This window comes from Sporosarcina sp. P32b (genome assembly GCF_002743335.1).
In the GTDB taxonomy this organism is placed as follows: Bacteria; Bacillota; Bacilli; order Bacillales_A; family Planococcaceae; genus Sporosarcina.
This window is the reverse complement of record NZ_PDZB01000003.1, coordinates 250,279-266,334: the sequence shown is the minus strand read 5'-3', so window position 1 is coordinate 266,334 and position 16,056 is coordinate 250,279. Positions and strand designations below refer to the sequence as shown.

General features: G+C 39.7%; 20 protein-coding genes and 1 other annotated feature. Of the genes, 4 read left to right on the top strand and 16 right to left on the bottom strand.

The genetic code is table 11. From position 1 onward, the window contains the following. Positions 1-29: 29 nt before the first annotated feature. The 4 genes from CSV64_RS04380 to CSV64_RS04365 all read right to left on the bottom strand — a co-directional run bounded on the left by CSV64_RS04380 (position 30) and on the right by CSV64_RS04365 (position 3,872). Entirely contained in the window at positions 30-1,592 is a 1,563-nt protein-coding gene (locus CSV64_RS04380) for a DUF7305 domain-containing protein (RefSeq protein WP_099632972.1), read from the bottom strand. Next, positions 1,589-2,047: a prepilin-type N-terminal cleavage/methylation domain-containing protein gene (locus CSV64_RS04375; RefSeq protein ID WP_158232979.1), complete on the bottom strand. Its 459-nt coding sequence runs from the start codon at positions 2,045-2,047 to the stop codon at positions 1,589-1,591. The genes CSV64_RS04380 and CSV64_RS04375 overlap by 4 nt, the downstream gene beginning before the upstream one ends. Further along, positions 2,047-2,523, bottom strand: coding sequence for a type IV pilus modification PilV family protein (locus tag CSV64_RS04370; RefSeq protein ID WP_099632970.1), 477 nt, complete (start codon positions 2,521-2,523; stop codon positions 2,047-2,049). The genes CSV64_RS04375 and CSV64_RS04370 overlap by 1 nt, the downstream gene beginning before the upstream one ends. Before the next feature lie 137 nt (positions 2,524-2,660). Next, positions 2,661-3,872 carry a bifunctional folylpolyglutamate synthase/dihydrofolate synthase gene (locus tag CSV64_RS04365; RefSeq protein ID WP_099632969.1) on the bottom strand — a complete coding sequence of 404 codons (1,212 nt, stop codon included), beginning with the start codon at positions 3,870-3,872 and terminating at the stop codon, positions 2,661-2,663. Positions 3,873-3,931: 59 nt separating this feature from the next. On the opposite strand from CSV64_RS04365, the gene CSV64_RS04360 reads away from it, so the two are divergent. From CSV64_RS04360 to CSV64_RS04350, 3 genes are read left to right on the top strand one after another with little or no spacing between them, the layout of a single operon-like run. Continuing rightward, positions 3,932-4,798, top strand: coding sequence for an ATP-grasp domain-containing protein (locus CSV64_RS04360; protein WP_099632968.1), 867 nt, complete (start codon positions 3,932-3,934; stop codon positions 4,796-4,798). Further along, complete coding sequence (locus CSV64_RS04355) at positions 4,795-5,580, top strand: ATP-grasp domain-containing protein (protein WP_099632967.1); 786 nt, start codon at positions 4,795-4,797, stop codon at positions 5,578-5,580. Before CSV64_RS04360 ends, CSV64_RS04355 begins: the two co-directional genes overlap by 4 nt. Before the next feature lie 2 nt (positions 5,581-5,582). Next, the gene (locus CSV64_RS04350) at positions 5,583-6,497 is read left to right on the top strand and encodes an MBL fold metallo-hydrolase (protein ID WP_099633024.1); all 915 of its coding nucleotides are present in this window, start codon (positions 5,583-5,585) and stop codon (positions 6,495-6,497) included. Positions 6,498-6,576: 79 nt separating this feature from the next. Here CSV64_RS04350 and CSV64_RS16605 read toward each other — a convergent pair whose 3' ends face one another. Together CSV64_RS16605 and CSV64_RS04345 are read right to left on the bottom strand one after the other, a co-directional pair. Next, the gene (locus CSV64_RS16605; RefSeq protein ID WP_158232978.1) at positions 6,577-6,744 is read right to left on the bottom strand and encodes a hypothetical protein; all 168 of its coding nucleotides are present in this window, start codon (positions 6,742-6,744) and stop codon (positions 6,577-6,579) included. 3 nt (positions 6,745-6,747) lie between these two features. Continuing rightward, complete coding sequence (locus CSV64_RS04345; RefSeq protein ID WP_099632966.1) at positions 6,748-6,954, bottom strand: DUF6980 family protein; 207 nt, start codon at positions 6,952-6,954, stop codon at positions 6,748-6,750. A gap of 158 nt (positions 6,955-7,112) precedes the next feature. On the opposite strand from CSV64_RS04345, the gene CSV64_RS04340 reads away from it, so the two are divergent. After that, positions 7,113-7,697, top strand: coding sequence for a helix-turn-helix domain-containing protein (locus CSV64_RS04340; RefSeq protein WP_099632965.1), 585 nt, complete (start codon positions 7,113-7,115; stop codon positions 7,695-7,697). A 20-nt stretch (positions 7,698-7,717) separates the two neighbouring features. On the opposite strand, the gene CSV64_RS04335 is transcribed toward CSV64_RS04340, so the two are convergent. The 10 genes from CSV64_RS04335 to CSV64_RS04290 all read right to left on the bottom strand — a co-directional run bounded on the left by CSV64_RS04335 (position 7,718) and on the right by CSV64_RS04290 (position 15,715). Beyond that, positions 7,718-8,341 carry a dienelactone hydrolase family protein gene (locus tag CSV64_RS04335; RefSeq protein ID WP_099632964.1) on the bottom strand — a complete coding sequence of 208 codons (624 nt, stop codon included), beginning with the start codon at positions 8,339-8,341 and terminating at the stop codon, positions 7,718-7,720. A 150-nt stretch (positions 8,342-8,491) separates the two neighbouring features. After that, entirely contained in the window at positions 8,492-8,803 is a 312-nt protein-coding gene (locus tag CSV64_RS04330) for a hypothetical protein (RefSeq protein ID WP_099632963.1), read from the bottom strand. Between the two features lie 116 nt (positions 8,804-8,919). Continuing rightward, complete coding sequence (locus CSV64_RS04325; protein ID WP_143565186.1) at positions 8,920-9,267, bottom strand: hypothetical protein; 348 nt, start codon at positions 9,265-9,267, stop codon at positions 8,920-8,922. A 139-nt stretch (positions 9,268-9,406) separates the two neighbouring features. Then, positions 9,407-9,925, bottom strand: coding sequence for a GrpB family protein (locus CSV64_RS04320; RefSeq protein ID WP_099632961.1), 519 nt, complete (start codon positions 9,923-9,925; stop codon positions 9,407-9,409). A gap of 46 nt (positions 9,926-9,971) precedes the next feature. Next, positions 9,972-10,538, bottom strand: a complete 567-nt coding sequence (locus CSV64_RS04315) for a hypothetical protein (RefSeq protein WP_099632960.1) — start codon at positions 10,536-10,538, stop codon at positions 9,972-9,974. A 50-nt stretch (positions 10,539-10,588) separates the two neighbouring features. Then, entirely contained in the window at positions 10,589-11,620 is a 1,032-nt protein-coding gene (locus CSV64_RS04310) for a S66 family peptidase (RefSeq protein ID WP_099632959.1), read from the bottom strand. Between the two features lie 71 nt (positions 11,621-11,691). Then, positions 11,692-11,949, bottom strand: a complete 258-nt coding sequence (locus tag CSV64_RS04305) for a hypothetical protein (RefSeq protein WP_233190368.1) — start codon at positions 11,947-11,949, stop codon at positions 11,692-11,694. 120 nt (positions 11,950-12,069) lie between these two features. After that, entirely contained in the window at positions 12,070-12,324 is a 255-nt protein-coding gene (locus CSV64_RS04300; RefSeq protein ID WP_099632957.1) for a hypothetical protein, read from the bottom strand. Between the two features lie 21 nt (positions 12,325-12,345). Beyond that, positions 12,346-12,831, bottom strand: a complete 486-nt coding sequence (locus CSV64_RS04295; RefSeq protein WP_099632956.1) for a GNAT family N-acetyltransferase — start codon at positions 12,829-12,831, stop codon at positions 12,346-12,348. A 238-nt stretch (positions 12,832-13,069) separates the two neighbouring features. After that, on the bottom strand, positions 13,070-15,715 hold the full coding sequence (locus tag CSV64_RS04290) for a valine--tRNA ligase (RefSeq protein ID WP_099632955.1): 2,646 nt from the start codon (positions 15,713-15,715) through the stop codon (positions 13,070-13,072). 53 nt (positions 15,716-15,768) lie between these two features. Then, positions 15,769-15,987 (bottom strand) — a binding site (T-box leader). Positions 15,988-16,056 lie beyond the last annotated feature (69 nt).

Below are 16,056 nucleotides of genomic sequence, written 5' to 3'. Positions count from 1 at the left end.
GCACCTTCCTTTATCAATAAAAAATATGGTTAAATTTCTTTGAATTTGTTTTTAGTAATATGCGGTGGTGTAATTATATTATTGTCAGGAACTACCGGATCAGGCTTATTTGTTTCGGGACCAATTGGGATTTCGCCTATATTTGGCTGCTTGAAAGTCACACTAGCTCCTCCTTCAGCGGTAAATGAATCTGCATAAATTGCACCACTTATATTTCCTCCTCCCGATATATTAACAGCAGCATTCGGTGCTAGGATTAATGTTGGATCCGCTTTAACCCCTCCACTTATCTTTACCTCTTTTCCACCAGTTAAAATATTCCCTTTAATTCCACCACCGCCTGTCAACTCGATGTTTGCATCCTTTGCATAAAATGAGCCATTAATTTGAGTTTCATTATCAAATTTCACCTTTTTAGGCTCCTTCGTAGTTTGACCTTCAAAGAATATGCCTAATTGATTAGCAGTGCCGCTATTTCCAATAGATCCTTTTACATTAATTTTATCCTTTACCATTAATGTAAGTTTGCCTGTACCTATGAGCTCTATTTTGCCTTGAAGGACATCTAGATGGTCCACAACAATGACTCTATCTTTATCTCCAACATTAATTTTAAGTGTGTTATTTCCGTCAACCTTTATAGTAGTTAAATACATGTTATCGTCAATGTTTAACGTAAAATTATTTGAGACATAATTATCTGCGTAGACGCCACCATCTTTGATAACATCTTTCCGATTATATTGATCGCCAATTGTTACATTGGACGGCTTCTTATAGGAGGGATATTCCGGAAACACTGGTAATTTCATCATTCCAGTTTCTTGCATACCAATAGGGACTGAGATGGTCATCGAATATGGTTTATCTAATGCAACTTTTTCAGAACCAATAGGTACAAAGATATTCCCCGAAATTTTCGGGCCACCACTGAGCGTAATAGATTTATTATCTGTTAGGTTCGTTCCTATACTTCCATTTATTATAGCTCCACCACTTATACTAATTTTCCCATTAACAAAAACAGCTGTGCCATCCGGAACTTTAATTGCGGGTAAACTAGTTGAGGTGCCTGTTCCTAGATTCCCATCACCGCTATTCCCACCCTGACCAGTGCCTGTGCTTGGAAGTATTTCATAATTCAAAGTTATGACTTGACTTACGGTTCTTACCTTTTTCCCAATTCTCCCTGTAGAACGAATTTCATATTTCGAAATATCACGGTCAATTCCCCTTATGATTTCAACATTTATTATCTCTGGATTTTCTCCGTATAAATTTTCAAATTGTTGACTTTTTGTTTCATCCTCAATACCTGCTAAACGTACCTTTTCACTTACCGCCTGAAAAAATTTAGTTTCATCGTCAACTTTAGTAAATTGGGAAGCAGTGATAGTAGCAATATCATTTATTCGAGCAAGTGTATAGTTCACTCCGGATTCAGCAATGTAGAAAACTGACTGGTCGTCTTGCTCTCCCTTAGTCATTTTAGAATTATTCAATGATAGTCCAATTATGGAGGTGCCTAAAACAGCCATTACAACCAGAACCATTAAAACAACAACAAGTGTATACCCTTTGTCGTTTCTCATGACTCCCCCCCTTTTCTAATCACGATGGTTGTCTCAATCTTTTTCGCATCACTATTCCTATTAAGTTTATCATTGCTAACCACTTTAATTTTTAATGCTTTGCCATCGGAAGACTCCACTTTGAAATCTTTAATGTTTTCAGAGAAAGCCTCAGAATTTTTAAATAATGTGGTACCCTTACGTCGATAAATATCCGTCCCAGTCTCTTTTTTAATTTCCAGCACATCATCATCGAATACTCTGAAATTATTCTCTTTTCTAATCTCTTTCGTAAGATATTTCATTACAAATTGAATGTTTTCCTGATGTTCTGTTTTTTCTTTTTGGATATCATACTCCTTTTTACCAGAGAAATAGACTCCAAATATCATTAACCCTATTAGTGACAAAAGCACGAGAACAGCCAATAACTCTACCAGTGTTACACCTTTTTGATCTTTGATAGAATTTTTCATTAGTTCTCCCCCCACCATAGAATTGTTTCCATCTGGGCTCTCAGCTTTTCCTCTTGGTCCAATTGAGATACTTTTACTAGTACATGTGAAGTTTGATAAGTCATGTCTTTATTAAAGATAATTGCAACTTTATGGGATAACTCTGGAATTTCTCGTTCCAATACAATTTCTTTACTAGTCGAAGGAACTGTTTTGTACCTAACTCTACCTTCATTCTTTATTACTCTTTCACTTTCCACAAGCTTGTTTACTAAGTCAGTAAGACCATCTTCCTGTCCTTTTATGCTAATAATATATTCCATTTCAGATTGAGCGATATATGTTGCATCCATAAACTCTTCAGAAGCTTTATTTTGTTTCGCAACAATAGGAAAGACTACCAAGAAGGAAATTATTATAATTGATAGCAACACTAGGGACGCTAAAACTTCTACAAGAGTCATTCCTGAATTTTTTTTCACATAATGCATGAACATATTGGTCTTCCTTCCTGAAATGTTTCTTTGATGTCTAAATATATATAAACTTTTATTATCATCACATTTTACTACACCTACTAAAACTAAATACCTTACTATAAAACTAACAGTCTATAAAACTCATTCTATTAAGCCTATTGTCTCATTAAACTACTTAATAAGTAAAGAGAGCCAACGACTACTTTTATGTGTTTTTGCGAACATTTCAAATCTACTTCTTCAAATGAAATTATTTGGCACTCTTCTATAGGACAAACCGCCCGCAAATCCCCCGCTCTAGCAGCCTGCTCATGCGGAAAATCAACAAACGTAAAACTATTCGCAAGCGGCGCCAGTATCTCTAACGTCGCTTTATAATCTTTCGTATTCAACATCCCCACAACCCAGTCCACTTTCTCCCCTGGAAACTGCTCTTCAATTGTACGCACTAACATAGTAGCTGCTGCTGGATTATGCGCGCCGTCTATATAGACATTCTTGGCAATCTTCTGGAATCTAAACGGCAGTGAAACATGCGCAATAGCATCAGCGACACTATCTTGTTTTAAAGGCACCCCCGCCAATGATAAAGCTTCCAATGCCACTGCATGATTCATTGCCTGATGGGACCCTCTCATATTTCGTACAGGAATTTCAAAAGTAGACATACCACTGAATGTCTCTGTCTCCCTTGATTTCATCGTGAACTCTTCTCCATAAGCTCGCACCAAACTTTTATTCGTTTTCGCCTCTGCCAGCACAACTTCTTTCGCTTCTACCGGCAACTCCCCTATAACGACAGGAATGTATGGCTTAATAATGCCAGCTTTATGTTCAGCAATTTTCTCTATTGTATCCCCTAGAAACCCAATATGATCTAGCGCAATCGACGTAATGACGGAAACTAAAGGCGTCACGACATTCGTGCTGTCGTATCTGCCACCCATCCCCGTCTCAAGCAACACATAATCAGGACTTGCGTTACGGAATGCTAAAAACGCCGCCACTGTCAGTAATTCAAAGTCTGTCAGCATGCCACTCAATCCTGCTGATCCCATTTCCTCAAACACATACTCCAATTCTTCTTGTGTAATCGGCTTTCCATTGATTCGAATCTGGTCATGTACATCCAGTATGGCGGGTGAAGAAAATACGCCTGTTTCAAATCCATGTGCTTGTAACACCGCTTCCATGACCGCAATCGTCGAACCTTTGCCGTTCGTACCTGCCACATGAATAATTCGTAAATCTTTCTCGGGGTTCAACACACTCGCCAATGCCTCTTCGATCGCATCTAACCCGGGTTTAATTTCATCGTCACTCATTATGTCAAATTGTTTTTTATATTCATCAAGTTTTGGAATCAAAGAAATTCCTCCTGTGCTAAAATTAAGTTATATACAGTATAGCAAAGGTGGCGTCGGGATTGAAAAGTTGTTGGGTTATTTATAATGGTAGTTTGACGAGTGATAAATTCGCTGATCAAGCGAGGCTTATACAGGAAGCGGCAGAGCGTGCTGATGTACGGACGACAATCTTAAAAAATTATGAAATTCAGATGGACGTGCAAAATGATGTGAAAGATGCACCTGATTTCGTCGTCTTCCTCGATAAAGATACGTTGCTTGCGCAGTATTTAAAAAATATGGGAATCCCGGTCTTCAATGATCCTGAAGTCATTGAGACATGTGATAATAAAGCAAAGCAGTATCTTGAACTAGCAAAACATGGAGTCGCGATGCCGAAGACGATCATCGCACCGAAAGTCTATCCTAATTTCACGATTGCAACTAGCGGATATTACGAAAATGTCCTTGAGACTCTTCACTTACCTATGATTATTAAAGAAGGTCATGGCTCATTTGGTATGAAAGTATATTTGATCGAAACAAAAGATGCGTTCTATGAGAAAGTCGATGAACTCCGCGGCGTCGATTATGTTTTTCAAGAGTTCATTGAGACGAGTAGAGGTCGCGACTTACGTGTCAATATAGTGGGCGATCAAATCATTGCGGCCATGTACCGCCACTCCGAGACAGATTTCCGAGCGAATATTACGAACGGCGGCGTAGCTGAAGTGGTGGAATTGACTAGCGCACAGAAAACACTAGCTATGGAAGCGGCGAAAGCAGTTGGAGCGGAATTCGCAGGTGTGGATTTATTATTCGGCCCGGATGAACAGCCCCTCGTTTGCGAAGTGAACGGTGCAGCGCATATCCGTAACCTCTTGAACGTCACCGGCATTAACGTAGCCGATGCTATGATTGCGTACATTTTGGAGAAGATTAAATGAAAGGCGCGGTCTACTATAATGAGGTCGAAGCGAAGAGGAATCACGCGTTTATCGACGATCTATTGTTAGAAGCGAAAAATTTAGATATTGAATTAAAGCTACTAACTGATTCACCTATTGAGCCGCTTGATTTCATTTTATTCCGCGATCGGGATCCTTCATTAGCTTTGGAATTGGAACAAGCGGGCTATCGAGTGTTCAATCGAGCGAGTGTACAGAAAATCGCTAATGATAAACTACGTACATTTGAACTTGCTACTCTACTCGGAATTCCCACCATTCCCACATTTAGAGTGGATCAACTCCCGCCCTCGCCCTTTGTAATGAAAACGCGCGGAGGTCATGGCGGCAGCGAAGTATTTCTGTGTGAATCTGCACAACAAACTAAAGATGTTCTAAGTCAGTTCGGTCATAATGAACTAATCGCGCAGCCTTTCATCAAATCTGCTGCGACGGACGTCCGCGTATTTATGCTCGGCAATGAAGTATTAGGTGCTGTAAAACGCACCGGAGCGAAAGATTCATTCAAATCCAATTACACGTTAGGTGGCACAGTGGAAAAATATACGTTGAACGACACTGAAACCAATCAAGTACAAACGATTTCCCGGGCAATTTCGAGCGACTATATTGGCATTGATTTCATACTTCCAATTGCAGGCGGCTGGTTGCTGAATGAAATCGAGGATCCCGTTGGTGCCCGTTCACTCTATCAAACACATGAGTTTTCAGTAGCGAAGAAATTATTGGAATATGTCAAAAATCAGTTAGGTGATGAATGATGATAAGAAAACGCTATACAAATTTGGATGACGTAGATACGAGTAAATCAGTACGGGATATGATTCGTTGGCAGAAAGAACGTAATGAAAATAAGAAAGATTTACGGATCGTAATCGAACAAGCACCAAATAAAGAAATAGAAAAACTCGTTGCCAATCGATCCGCAACATCCATTACTTGGATTGGGCATTCCACGTTTTTGATTCAAATTAACGGGTTTAATATACTTACAGATCCAGTTTGGGCAAAACGAATGGGATTTCAGAATCGGTTGACGGAACCAGGAATTGAACTAGACGAATTGCCAGAGATTGACGTTGTGTTTATTTCACACGGACATTATGATCATTTGGACTTCGGTACGATCAGACGTCTGAAAGGTAAACCTACATATTTTGTTCCTGTTGGCTTGCGGAGAAAGTTCCAAATAAGAGGAATTAAACATGTCATCGAAGCGGAATGGTTTGATTCATTTGTGTTTGAAGGCATGAAGTTCTCGTTCGTTCCAGCGCAACATTGGACGAAGCGGACATTGACCGATACGAATACCTCTCATTGGGGTGGCTGGATTTTGGAAAGTGCCGAGCATTCGATTTATTTCGTTGGAGATACGGGATATTTCCGTGGATTTTCAGAAATAGCAAAGAAATTCACTATTGATACGGTGCTTATGCCGATCGGAGCGTATGAGCCAGAATGGTTTATGAAGGAGAGCCATCTCACACCTGAGGATGCGGTGAAAGGGTTTTTAAATGTAGCCGGGAAAATATTCATTCCCATGCATTATGGTGCTTATCATTTAGCAGATGATACAGGACCGGAAGCACTTGAAAAGCTGAATGCTGAGTGGACCAGATTGCAGTTGGATGAACATCGATTAAAGAAGTTGCGTATTGGGGAGACGTTGTGGTTATAACCAAAAGAGACTGTCGCAGAAAGTCATTCTTCAATGATTCTCTGTGACAGTCTCTTTTAAGTGGGGTGTTGAAACCCATTTAATCTCTGGCGTTGGCTTTTGCTAGGAACGCCGTCATGAGCGATAAAAAAATCGGTACGATACTCCATAAGAGAAATTTCCAATTACTCGTGACTAGTGATAAGACCAAGAAAAACATAAGTGCTAGAATCGCAATAATAACAGCATGCCTTTGAAGTTTTTTCATTTTCTATCCCCTTTCTACTAATGCATTCCCACACCAAGGACAAAAAGAAATACCGACACTAGAAGTACCCCCATCATGAATTAACAATCCATAATCTTGATCTGTTTCATCAAATAAAATCAATTGATCCGGACAATCAAACGGTTCGTCGTGTATATCACATGTGAAATCTGCATGATACTTCATATCCTCACAACAATGCTGTTTCATTCCTTTCCACCTTTCTTTCGCTACCACAGTACCGTTCTTTTCATATTATCTAATCATTTTACCATGCTAGTACGTATGAGTGTAACAAACTCCACGGAACGTTTGTTGATGCACGTGAGATATACGCCTATGATATATAGAGAGCAGGAGGGAAAACGATGGATACAAGTAAAGTTGGAGAAGTAATCTATACATTGCGCAAAGAAAAAGGATTCACACAGAAACAATTAGCTGATCAAATGAATATCTCGGATCGCACCATTTCAAAATGGGAGCGCGGATATGGTTGTCCTGATGTCACGCTTTTATCCAGTTTATCTACGCTATTAGGTGTAAATATTGAAAATATTTTAGATGGTGAATTACTATCTAATGAATTTATAGGAGGAAATATGAAAAAATCAAAGTACTTTGTATGCCCGTCTTGCCAGAATATTGTATTAGCAACAGGAGATGTTACCATATCTTGCTGTGGAAGGAAGCTCGAAGCGCTCGAAGCGAAGAAAGCGAGCGAGGAAGAAAAACTTACGATTGAAGAAGTGGATAATGAACGTTTTATTTCAAGCGATCACCCGATGACAAAAGGACATTATATATCCTTTATCGCATTCGCTACTGGTGATCAAGTTCAAATCATTAAACAGTATCCTGAGTGGAGTTTCCAAACACGCCTGCCAAAACGAAAACATGGCACCTTGTTATGGTACGATACTCAGTTCGGCTTATATTATCAATATATCTAAAATGCAAAAAGCACTTCTCTTTATGAAGTGCTTCCCTCTACACTATTCATTCCATTACTTCTGAAGAAGTTTATCGTTTGCTTACAGGCGATATAAGCCAATTCTTCATTGTATGCATAAGTATAAGGATCGCTAAAACCGTGCTGCCCTTCATACATATATACATCTACATTCGGCTTCTCTAATTTTAATAGCATTTCATTTACATCAAATGATTTCTCGACATTCGGAAAATACAACAACGTCGGGCATGCTGGATGAATCCCTTCATAATCCCGAATTCGTGCCCCATAATATCCAACAATGCCATCCACACACTCATCCTCACTGCATAACCAAGCAATTGTCGCTCCTACGCTAAATCCAAGGATCAATACTTTTGCGTACTGATCTTTTATATCCATTAGTAGTCCTTTTACTTTATGTGCGCTGTTTTCGAAACCCACTTGTTCCTTAAAGTTTTCATAAGCTAACTCTTCTTGCGAATATTCATAAGGTATTTCCTGTGGTAACAGATTTGGACAGATCACATCGAAGTTTTTCTCAGACAACGATTCACAAACGTCTTTCATAAATTGATTGATTCCGTAGATTTCATGAAGAACTATGATACAAGTTTCAGAAGTAGATTTGATTTTAATCATTCATTTTCTCCTCACGTAACTCATCCTTATATTCGTTCATGAAGCCGATTTACTAGAAGTTACCGATTCAATTAAGAGAACGACCACTAACGCAGAAACTACTTTTTTCATCATATCGAAAGCCTCTTTTCTAGATCATGTCTCGTACACTTACATTTCTTCTTGATTACCATAACTCTCATAGGCAAAATACCCACCTAATAAACCAAATGAAGAACCTAAACTAAAGGCAAGTCCTAACGAAATAGGTGACATCATACTGATTAGCAAACCAAGTATACAACCAGCCAACATTCCAAGAGGTATCAAACTATCCAACAACGTCTGAGCGCTCTTCGATTTTTTCTTAGGCAACGTACCTTGCTTCATTTTCCGATCCAGTCTCTTAATGACAAATATTACAATAAGGCCTGCTATTATAATCGGTAAGACAATACCCAAGATTTCGATAATTGCTTGCATAACTAAACTCCTCTCTGCTCTTACTAATAATAATATTATGTAAACTAGTTTGGTGGGTTTTTAGTCTAAGCTTCACAATTCTTAAGATGACTAGCACCACTAGGAATGATTCTCTACTACTCAATTAACACATTCCCTACATATTCTACCGTTCCACTATCTGCGAGAAGATGTAAAACCATGATATATTCACCCTTCTCGTTAGGCATGTTGAAAACTTCCCCGTCTACCTTGATTTCTGTCTTTATCCCATTTTTAGTTACATAGGCGCTCAACTTCCTGATAGCAAAATCCTGGGTAACAAATACGACTCTCATTTCTTGCCCTTTATGGTAAACCAATGTTTTCTGATCTCTAGCGACTGACAAAATATCATCTGTTTTCTTAGTATACAATTTGTCTGAATCCCACTCGATATTGACCGCAGTCAATTCTTCTGTATCAGGATATTCCGTATTATTCATTAGCGTAACATCTGGAGGGGTGAAATCATAATTTTCTCCAAAACATGCGGTTAATAGAAGTGTTGAAAATCCTATAATTCCTAACTTCGTGAATAACCTCACAGAACACCTCATTACTTTCTAGATACCCTTCTACATATTACTTCTTAGCATCATACCAACTAAGCGCTTTTCGCTCCAATTCCTTCACAAACAGATCTTTTCCATCAATATAGGATTCTATGTCGTCCGGAAACCTGGCAGCCAGCTTCATTTTCAAGGAGCCATAGCGCTTACTTTCCTCAGGATGAAAGCGAAGATAATCTCTAACGGCTAAATGACGAGCAATATCGTATAAATTATCATCCTGAAATACATGGATGTGATGTGTTCGAGGCTGTTCACCTTTTCTAAAATAACGTCTTCCCTTCATTCCAAATTCTCCAAGCGCTTCATAACCAATTTCATTCATCTGAGTAATCAACGCATCAACATTTTCAATTGTCTTTACTACGGGCATTATATCGATTATTGGTTTAGCTGGTAGTCCTTCTACAGATGTACTGCCGATGTGATGAATATGTACTAATTCATCTTCAAAAACCTTGGCGATCTTTCGAGATTCTTTTTTAAACATCTCTGGCCATTGATTATTGTAGTCCACTACTTGCACTTTCATATCGTTCCTCCCTATTTATTTTATTGATCTACGTTTAAACACGTTGTTAATCTTCCCAATAAAAGATAGCATCTAAGACAAGATATTGTCGCTCATTCCGATAAACCGTCGGGATTTTTGTATTAAAGGATAGTGGTACATTCATTTCTTTTGTAGCTAATAGCTTGTAATCAAATTCCTCTAAAGCATTCTGTAATTCAAATGCTAATGTTTCCAATTCCTCACCAACAGCTAACGAAATAGGATCATCAAGTATTGAACCTTGTCCACTGCTCAATTCTTCGGTCGTCTCTATACGAATGGTTCTATGCCTCACATCTTCTCCCATTATAGCAACTGGTGCTAGGCGACTTATATCGAGTATAATACCTGTTATCTCTATTTCACGTATTCCATTCTTTTCTTCCATAACAATACAATCTTCTTTGCGATAACAAAAATACTCCACAAAGGAAGCATAGCCACTGCCGAAATGATCCCATTCCGCTTCGCAGAGCACATTGTGGATGCGATTGATTCGATAGAACAGTCGATTGATATGTGCCAAGATTTCTTTTTCATCATAGCTATTATAAGGAAAGGTTCCACTTATAACTTCACCTTTGATGAGCATTCGCAATTGCTGATCTGTAAAAATTAGAAACACCTCATTTAACTATTATTTTACTGAACGCCACTTTCGAGAATCGAAAACATCTTTTGTTCACAATCTATCTCCGCCAACGCACCATACGGTAATATAAATTTAGGTTCTGTATGGCCAAAGTTCAAGTTATATAAAATAGGCAAATGCTCCAAACCATATTCTTTCATCACGTGAAGAATTTCTTCTTTATACTCATCAAAGTATTTCTCATCTTTCGGTTTACCGAAAATAATGCCATTCACTTTCTGTAAGATTCCTTGTGCTGCATAATTTCTCAACCAGTAGCGAATCAAATTTGGATCGGGCTTCTCTTCAGATGTTTCAAAGAATACTATACTATTGTCCCAATACTTGTCTTCAGGCCAAATTACCGTACCCTTCGCAAATTCCAAGACTTCGATACATCCACCAATCAATCGTCCTTGCACAGTACCTGAGCCTTGAAGTAGTTCGTATCCAGTATTCGGATTCATCGTGCGTCGCGTATCCTTATTAGGCTCAATCCATTCCAACCGTTCGCTTGTCCAATTTTCAGCTGGTCGGATCTCACCAATGGTTTCATTAGAAAAAAGAGTTCGATTCACCATCTCAACCGTGTAGGAATCCATCTCAATATTTTCAGCAAAATCGGTTAATATAGCCGGTCCGTAGAACGACGAAATTCCCGCTTTATGACAAAACAAATGAGATACCGTAACGTCAGAATAACCCATGAAGATTTTTGGATTTTCTTGTATTACGTTAAAATCGATATATGAAAGTAAGCGAATGCTGTCTTCTCCTCCGATATTCGCAATGATCCCTTTAATATTCGGATCCTTAAATGCAGTCATCAGGTCCTCTGCACGGGCTTTCGGATTTTCATAGAGAAAGTCGGCTCCCTTTAAACTATTTGGCATCTGCACAACAGTTAAGCCGAATATATCTTCCAATCTCTTTACTCCTTGCTCATACCGCCATCTGATTTCTGGTTCGCCCGCACCTCCCCAAGATGGACTCACCGTTGCAACTTGATCGCCTCGCTGCAATTTCTTCGGTTTAATTAACATTCGATTTCCCCCTTTTAACTAGTTCGCATCCATTGCTATACCTTTTTTCGAGTACCTATTACGCTCAATTACTACTCACCCAGTTGTAGTAAATAGTGTTTCTCTACCTTCATATAGTCAACAATCAAAATATCGCTCCGTTCCTTCGATTCATAAATCTCAGCTCCAATCGGGATATGCGATGCCATCCCCCTTGAAACTTCCCCTAGTTTCGATCCCTTTGTGAATTTCCCCATATCAGACCAATCGATATTACTTTTGTATACTTTGCCTTTAAATTTCAGCCAATCCGCTTTTGGGTCCAACTTTACCACCTGTTTTTCTGTCAAATACCCACCTTTGTTTTGTCCAACACTAGTGGTACAGCCAACCAATACAAATGACAAGCAGAGAAAAAGTAATAAAGTAGAGGACTTCCGCATAGTGCCCCCCAATATGTGACTTCTGCATTACATATTCATAGCGGTAAAGTAAATATACAAGATAAACAATGCCGGGATAAACGTGATAATAAATCCTAAAACTCGAATCCTTTTGCTTAACTGAAAAGCTAAGCCAACTATCCACACTACGATTAAACCAAGTATAGCAATATTATGTGTAGAATCCTCTCCCAAACCGCTAATTCCATAGCCCACTACACTGTTGATTAGCACAAATAAACCAGTAAAAATATTTATTGCAATGAACAGTATTCTATTCAACCCCATACCCCCTTTTACTACTTACAGATTCCTAATCATTTGAATCGTTTTCAACGTATGACCGTCAAAGTTATCATCATATTCTTTAACGACCTCAAATCCTTTCGCTTCATAAAATTTCCGCCCAATCATATTGTCTTTTTCCACTTCAACTATAAGTTCTTTCAATTTCCCGAGAACTTCAATCCCCTTTTGTATAAGAGCCGAGCCGAGCCCCTTCCCTTGTCGATCAGGATAAAGATAAATAGCGCGCAGTTTGGATTTTCCATCTTCATCTACCTGTGAAAAATCAGCAAAGCCCACCACTTCATCATCAACCTCTACAACAAATAGATTAGAAGTTCGTAGACGCCTATTCATCATAGGAGTATCGTAAGCTGCATCCAAAAAGCAGTCTTGAATCGTACGAGGAATAATGCCTTCATACGTAGCATGCCAACTCTGCCTAGCAATATCTTGAACCCTCTCAATATCCTCACTTACCATCTCACGAACTAAAAAACTCATATAGCCCTCTCCTTAATAATTCATAATATTGTGATTTCAATTATACCCATCGGACTGGATGATTACTATAATGAAAATATATTTTTAAGATTTGAAGCGCCGGACGGGGCAATGCGTCCATTGCTAAGTGTAAATCCTTACCACTCTTCGCTTCAACTTTACCACCACTAAACTACAAAAAGGCCCATTCAACAGCGTTACACTGTCGAATGGGCCTTCGATTTATTTATAACTATCTTTAAATCTCCTTCAGTTCCGCAATACGACGTTCAACCGCCGCATATTTCTCCAAATAATCCTTCTCTTTCGCACGCTCTTCCTCAACAACTGACTCAGGTGCCTTCGCAGTAAAACGTTCATTTGACAACTTGCCCTGAACCCGCTTCACTTCACCTTGCCACTTACCAAGCTCTTTCGTCAAGCGAGCCAATTCTTCCTCAATATCAATCAATCCCTCAAGTGGCAAATACAGCTCTGCCCCTGTCACGACTGCGGACATCGTCTTGCCTGGTGCATTCACCTTCACACCAATCGTCAATGTTTCTGGATTACAGAAGCGCACAAGATAATTACGGTTCTCTTCTAGTACCGCCACCGTCTTCTCGTCCTTCGCCGAAATATACAAATCAACTTTACGACTCATCGGTGTATTCACTTCCGCACGAATATTACGAACCGCTTTGATAATATCCATCAACAATTTCATATCCGAAGCACGTGACTTGTCCATCATCGTTGCATCTACTTCAGGCCACTTCGCTACTGTGATCGACTCACCTTCATGTGGAAGGTTCTGCCAGATTTCTTCAGTAATGAAAGGCATTAACGGGTGCAATAAACGCATCGTCTGATCAAGAACATGCGCAAGAACCGAACGAGTCGTTTTTTTGGCTACTTCATCTTCACCGTATAGTGGCAATTTCGCCATTTCGATATACCAGTCACAGAAATCATCCCAGATGAAGTTGTATAATGCGCGACCCATTTCACCGAACTCATAACGATCAGCTAAATTGGTTACTGATTCTATCGTTTCATTTAGGCGAGTTAAGATCCATGCATCTGCAACAGATTTCTTACCTGACAAATCGATTTCTTCATACGTCATACCATCCATATTCATTAAGGCGAAACGGGAGGCATTCCAAATTTTATTGGCAAAGTTCCAAATCGCTTCTACTTTTTCTGTAGAGTAACGTAGATCTTGTCCTGGTGAAGAACCGGTTGCTAGGAAGTAACGCAATGCGTCTGCACCGTATTGTTCGATTACGTCCATTGGATCTACACCGTTACCAAGAGATTTAGACATTTTTCGCCCGTCTTCCGCGCGTACTAATCCATGGATCAAGACATCCTTGAAGGGACGCTCTTCCGTGAATTCAAGTGCTTGGAAGATCATGCGGGACACCCAAAAGAAGATAATATCATATCCTGTAACAAGGGCATCTGTCGGGTAATATTTTTTGAACGTTTCGCTGTCAACATCTGGCCAGCCCATAGTCGAGAACGGCCATAGAGCAGATGAGAACCATGTATCCAATACATCATTGTCTTGTGTCCAGTTTTCTTCATCGGCTGGTGCTTCTTGACCCACATAGATTTCGCCTGTTGTGTTGTGATACCAAGCCGGAATTCGGTGACCCCACCATAGTTGACGAGAAATACACCAGTCGTGGACGTTTTCCATCCAGCTCAAATATGTTTTCTCGAAACGTTCAGGTACAAACGTTACTTTTTCTTCTTCATTTTTCTGAAGATTGATTGCTTGTTCAGCAAGTGGTTGCATATTGACGAACCATTGTGTAGAAAGGTAAGGTTCCACTACTGCGCCGCTTCGTTCCGAGTGTCCGACAGAGTGCATATGATCTTCAATTTCAAATAGTACATTCATCTCTTGCAAGTCTTTGACGATTTGCTTACGGCATTCGAAACGATCCATGCCTTCATACTTGCCTGCTAATTTATTCATTGTACCGTCCTCATTCATCACCAACACACGTGGTAAGTTATGACGGTTACCTATTTCAAAGTCATTCGGGTCATGCGCTGGTGTAATTTTCACTGCACCGCTTCCGAAATCCATTTCGACGTAGTCATCCGCTACGATTGGGATCTCGCGTCCCACGATCGGTAATTTGACCATCTTGCCGATCAAATGCTGGTAGCGCTCGTCATCCGGGTGAACTGCAACAGCTGTATCACCAAGCATCGTTTCGGGACGTGTTGTCGCTATTTCAATCGAACCTGTGCCATCTGCCAACGGGTAGCGCATATGATAGAATGCACCTTGCACATCTTTATGGATAACCTCAATATCAGATATCGCTGTTTTCGTTGCAGGATCCCAGTTGATAATATATTCGCCACGGTAGATGAGCTTTTTCTCATACAATTTAACGAATACTTCATTTACTGCTTTTGATAATCCTTCATCTAACGTAAAACGCTCTTGTGAGTAATCGAGGGCTAGACCAAGTTTCGCCCATTGTGCGCGGATATGGCTCGCGTATTCTTCTTTCCATTTCCATGTTTCCTGTATGAATTTTTCGCGACCCAGATCATTGCGTGTTTTGCCTTCAGCACGAAGTTTTTCCTCTACTCTAGCTTGTGTCGCAATTCCAGCATGGTCCATTCCAGGCAACCACAATGCGTCATACCCTTGCATACGTTTCATGCGGATGAGCATATCTTGTAATGTTGTATCCCAAGCGTGCCCTAAGTGAAGCTTACCTGTAACGTTCGGTGGTGGTATCACAATCGTATACGGTTCTTTTTCACTCTTTACATCTGACTCAAAATACTTACCTTCCAGCCACCATTCATAACGTCCTTTTTCAACTGCTTGCGGATCGTATTTAGTCGGCATCGTCAATTCATCAGTCATTTCAGTTCCTCCTTCAAATAAAAAGGGATACAAAAAAGCCCCACTCATCCCGGTAAAAGGACGAAGGAGCTCGTGGTACCACCTTTATTTATGAACGCTAAAAAGCATTACATCTTCATGATTTGGTAACGGTCTTCACCGGATTCTGCTACTATAATTTCACAGAAACTGCTCATAGGGGACTTCCATATGTTGTTTCCAGGTACGTTCCACCAATCGCACCCTCTCTAAAGAAAACGGTTCACATGTACTTTCCTACTCTTCGCATTTATATTCATATACCCATTATTATAAGCGAAACATGTAGCGTCCGTCAACTGAATAGTAGTCTATAGAGAAAG